General features: G+C 61.4%; 3 protein-coding genes and 1 pseudogene. 1 reads left to right on the forward strand and 3 read right to left on the reverse strand.

What is annotated here, in order from left to right; translation table 11 throughout:
* Positions 1-349 precede the first annotated feature (349 nt).
* Entirely contained in the window at positions 350-1,429 is a 1,080-nt protein-coding gene (locus IRZ24_RS16865; RefSeq protein WP_297166688.1) for a LacI family DNA-binding transcriptional regulator, read from the reverse strand.
* Positions 1,430-1,981: 552 nt separating this feature from the next.
* On the opposite strand from IRZ24_RS16865, the gene IRZ24_RS16870 reads away from it, so the two are divergent.
* Entirely contained in the window at positions 1,982-3,214 is a 1,233-nt protein-coding gene (locus IRZ24_RS16870; RefSeq protein ID WP_297166692.1) for a sugar ABC transporter substrate-binding protein, read from the forward strand.
* Here the strand turns inward: IRZ24_RS16870 and IRZ24_RS16875 are convergent.
* Both IRZ24_RS16875 and IRZ24_RS16880 read right to left on the reverse strand, forming a co-directional pair.
* Positions 3,132-4,325, reverse strand: coding sequence for a transposase (locus IRZ24_RS16875; protein ID WP_297166695.1), 1,194 nt, complete (start codon positions 4,323-4,325; stop codon positions 3,132-3,134). The genes IRZ24_RS16870 and IRZ24_RS16875 overlap by 83 nt on opposite strands.
* Before the next feature lie 115 nt (positions 4,326-4,440).
* Positions 4,441-4,717 (reverse strand): annotated as a pseudogene (locus IRZ24_RS16880) (hypothetical protein); the annotation flags it as partial.

Below are 4,717 nucleotides of genomic sequence, written 5' to 3' on the forward strand. Positions count from 1 at the left end.
TCGCAGATCAAGCCGATAGTAGGAATGCTCATCAGAGGATAGATATGACTGTAACGATGTAGCGGACAATGGGCTTTTCCCTCCTGCTCTTCGCTCCGAATTTCTACGGGCTGGCTCGCTCGCTCAAGCTCGAGCGCTCCTAAAAGAGGTTCCAGCCCTGCCTGTAGCTCCGCTCTCGGTTGCCAGGATCAGCCTTATTTTGTCATGTTGATCTGTTGTCAGGAACTATAGTTGTCTAGCTGACAAAGGCGGCCAAAGTCCGCCTGGCAACCACAGACATGGGCAGGCTTGCAGACAGGCACCCAGAGCTGGCAGCCCGATAAACTAGATGCTGCTCAAAGGCCGCCGACTAAGAAGAAGCAGGGGCCGCGGTGGACTGGCGCACTACCAGATATGGTGGAACCAGACGCAGCGGGGCCGTCTCTTCTTCGTGCTGGGCTGCCCCATCAGTGCCCTCATGAGCCTCTGACAACACACTTCCCTGTTCTTCGATCTTTTTCTCGATTTGGGCCATCAGCAGCTCTGTTGCCTCCTGGGCCAGACGTGTTTTGGGAATGGCAATGGTTGTTAGAGGGGGGCGCAGATGGGCAGAGACCACGATATCGTCGAGGCCAATGATTGAGATATCTCCGGGCACCCGCAGGCCTTGATCAAGGACCAGCTCCATCGCCCCGAGGGCCATCCAATCGTTGGTCGCAAAGATCGCTGTGGGTGATGTCAGTCCCTGATCAGGCCTCAGTAGCTGGCGAGCCGCAGCATAGCCGCTCTCCAGCGAGGAGTCGCCCAAGGCAATGCGCGCCGGCGGTAGCTCCAGTCCAGCCTGCAGCAGCGTTGTGCGAAAGCCCTCTAAGCGTAGGTGCTGTTGTGGCTCGTCCACAATGACCGCGATATGCCGATGTCCCAGGGCAAGCAGATGCTCGGCAGCCAGTTGCCCTGCCCGGTAGAAATCAACCGTCACTTGAGGGATACCCACCGGCGACTCATTCTCTTGCCAATCACAGAGAACAATGGGCACCCCCTGGCGAAAATAGTGGGTGATGTCGGCAATGTCCATGCTCGATCCCATGATAATGTAGCCATCGACCCAGCGGCTCATCAGCCGCTCCATCTGCTGCCGCCCAAGGGCAAAGTCGCCGTGCGTGTTGCAGAAGAGGGTCTGATAGTCCCGCTGACGAAGAATGCTCTCGATGGCCTCCATGATCTCGGGATAGAAGGGGTTGGCAATTGTGGGCAGGATCAGGGCAACGGTAAAGGTCCGGTGCTGCGAGAGGTTGCGCGCGAGTAGGTTAGGCCGATAGCCAAGCTCCCGCGCATAGTAAAGCACACGCTGGCGCGTGGCTTCGCTCACCTTGCCTTTGCCGCTCAGCACGTTGGCGACGGTGCTCTTGGCAACCCCCGCCGCTCGCGCAATATCGTAAATCGTGACCATGTGCCCCTTCCTGACCGCCGCAGGCTGGGCAGATTGCTCCTGAAAGTGCGATTCCTTCATCGAAAGCGTGTCCTCTTCTCTTCGCTTAGAGTATAGAAGATGGACCGGTCCATGTCAAGTAGACGCCTTTCACCCTTGACATGGACCGGTCCATCTTCTATACTTTTCGCGTGTGGACCGTTCCACCTCTCCCCCCAGCCCAGGCGACAGCAGGTGTACTGATGCGCCAGAGGAAAGGTGTGAGGGGGTGATTGGCTGGCAAATGGGGGGTCAGTCACGCGAGGGAAGCGGTCAGGTCGGTCGGCCTGGCAGGAAGCCGGCGCCCTGTACGTAGTTGCGAGCCGCTGGAACAGCGTGATCCGTGAAAGGAGGCACGGACGAACGGGCAGATGGGACGGACAGGTAGAGGGAGAGATGGTTAGCTGAGTCAGTGCCGAGAGGGCACATGCACCAATGCCGCTCGGTCCGGTCAATCGGTCACTCGGTTGATCGCGTCTGCGGTGTCTTCAGCAGGCGTAAGCTCCTACAGCGAAGTTAAGGAGGAAACGAGAGATGAACCGCGGTCTCCTATTTTGCCATGCCAGGGGGATGGCCAAGGCCGGCCTGCTGCTGCTCCTGGCGCTCAGCATCAGCAGCTATCTGATAGCCTGTGGTGGGACGCCCGCCAGCTCCGGGCCAGTCACCCTCACCTTTTGGTCATGGGTACCCAATCTCCAGCAAGCGATTGACCTCTTTGAGAAGAGCCATCCCAACATCAAGATCAAGTGGCAGAACGTTGGGTCGGGCGGCACCGAGTACACCAAGCTGACAACGGCCCTCAAGGCCGGCTCGGGCGCTCCCGACGTGGTGCAAATCGAGTATGCTTATCTCCCTCAGTACATTCTCAGCGGCAAACTGGTTGACCTCTCGCAATACGGCGCCAACGATGTGAAAGACCAGTTCGTGCCCTGGACCTGGGCCCAGGTCTCAAGCGGCGGGAAAGTCTACGCCATTCCCCAGGATACTGGCCCGATGGGCTTACTCTACCGCGAGGATATCTTCAAGAAGTACAACCTACCTGTTCCTACGACCTGGGACCAGTACGCACAGGAGGCCATTCAGCTCCATAAGGCCAATCCCAAGATCTATATGACTGATTTCTCTCCCAGTGATGGCCCCTGGTTCTTTTCGCTTCTCTGGCAAGCCGGTTCTCAGCCGTTCGAGGTCAATGGGACAACCATTAAAATTCATCTGGATGACGCCGCCGCGCTCAAGGTGGCCAATTACTGGGGGAACCTTGTCAAGAACGGCGCCGTGAGCACTGCCGCCGACTGGAACAACGATTGGTATGCTGCTCTGCAGAACGGAACGCTGGCCACCTGGATCACGGCGGCCTGGGCCCCATCGGATCTAGAAGGCTTCGCGCCGAAGTCCGCCGGTCTTTGGCGTGTGGCTCCGCTACCGCAGTGGAATCCTGGTGAGCATGCCTCGGCCAACTGGGGTGGTTCAACTGATGCCGTAACGACACAGTGCCAGCATCCGGCAGAGGCCGCCGAGTTCGTGAAGTGGCTGAACACGAACCCTGAGTCAGTGAAGATCTTGACCCAGAAGCTCTATCTCTTCCCAGCTCAGAAGAGCGCTCTGCAGGACCCCAGCTTTGATACGGCAAATACTTTCTACGGCGGGCAGCAGGTGAACCGCATCTTCGTCAACGGCCCCGGGATCAAGCCGGTGGCTTGCCCGCAGCCTTGTCGGCCCGGGCTTCAGGGCTGGTTGACGGCAGCCCACTCAGCCGTAACTGAGTAAAGCGTGTACGAATATTCCTGGCGGCGTTGATGTCAGCGTGCTCCTGGGAGCCGCACTGCGGACAGGTGAAGGCATGTCGGCGCCGGTGTCCCCGTTGCCCACAGCGGGAACAGATCTGGCTGGTGTAGGCCGGGTTCACCTCCGCCACCTGCAGCCCTCGCTCCTGTGCTCGCTGCTCGACCCAGCGCCGGATCAGCCCCCGCTGCCACCGTGCCAGCCGGCGCCGCAACGCTCGTCCCCGGATCTGCCCTTGCTGCGGCGATGGCACCTGCAGTCGTTCGAAGACCAGCACCGCCTGCGGTGGTACCCACTCCACCAGGCGCTTCGCCACCGTCTGGGCAAAGGTCCGGGTGCGATGCCGTTGCTGGCGACCAAGCCGTTTCAGCACCCGCCGGACACTGCGTGTGTCCCGGTGCTGTGCCTTGTGGGCCGCCAGCTTCCGCTGCAGTCTCGCCCGCGTCTTCGCGGTCCGTCGATTGCGCACCTTCACCGCTTTCCCACTCACGAACAGCATCCGTTCCTGGCCATCCACCGCCACCAGCGCATTCGTCTCGTTCAGATCGATCCCCACGACGGTCTCAGTCTCTGGGCCTGCCGTCGGAGGATCAGGTACTTCCAGCGTGATCGTCAGCCGCCCCAGCAGCCGCCCATCGCGTTCCAGCACGGTGAGGCTATCGATCCTCTTCGCCTGCGCCAGCCGTGGCTGAAAGGCCTCCGGCAGGCGGAAGGGGAGCTGTTTGCGTCCGGCGACGGTCCAGATGGAGAGGGTGCCATCGGGGCGCAGGCTGGCATCGCGTCCCCGCGAGCCGATCAGAAACAAGGCCTGCCTGCGCCGGAACTGGAAGGGGCGTTGTGGCGGGCGACGGTTACTCTGGGCGCTCTGGTAGGCGGCAGCGACCAGTCGGATGGCGGTGCAGGTCATCTGCGCGTTGAGCTGGCCCTTGACCTCGTGATAGCAGGCCCGATGCAGGGCCACGGCGGAGAGCGGCTGGCCCTCGTTGAAGCAGGGGGCCGAGAGCTGCTGCTGGACCCGCTGGAAGACGGCCAGCGTCTCCCGCAGGTCCTCATCGGCTGGCAGCAGTAGCGGGATGGTTCGCTGCACCTGGGCCATGATACCAGACTCCTCCTCCTCACTGGCGATGCTGAGGACGGTGTCTGCCTGCTTCCAGGACCCAGGGCCGTCGTGCGGTGCCGGACCCTGGGAGCAGGCCATCCCGTCTCATGGACTAGTGAGCCACCTGGCTGCTGCCCGGGCGTGGACAGGTGCAGGTGCCGCACCGGCGACAGCCCCCGCACGCCTCTGCAGGCTGGTGGCAATGCGGACAATTGCCGTAGAGCGGCAAGGGTGAGGGAATACGGGCCGAGATGAGTCCGGCCAGGAACCCTGCCGACCAGGCCGCCCATGCCCGCCAGCTTCCCACCTCGGGGGGCTTGCCCCAGCGGCCTTCTTTGAACAGGTGCACCACCTCTCTGATGAGGTCGCGATCGGTCAGCTCACAGACC

This window comes from Thermogemmatispora sp., from assembly GCF_019683755.1.
GTDB lineage: Bacteria > Chloroflexota > Ktedonobacteria > Ktedonobacterales > Ktedonobacteraceae > Thermogemmatispora.

What these genes read in the sequence shown, in the direction of transcription:
- IRZ24_RS16875 (WP_297166695.1), bottom strand. Translation starts at nt 4,325, where the DNA reads ATGGCCCAGGTGCAGCGAACCATCCCGCTACTGCTGCCAGCCGATGAG.
- IRZ24_RS16870 (WP_297166692.1), top strand. Translation starts at nt 1,982, where the DNA reads ATGAACCGCGGTCTCCTATTTTGCCATGCCAGGGGGATGGCCAAGGCC.
- IRZ24_RS16865 (WP_297166688.1), bottom strand. Translation starts at nt 1,429, where the DNA reads ATGGTCACGATTTACGATATTGCGCGAGCGGCGGGGGTTGCCAAGAGC.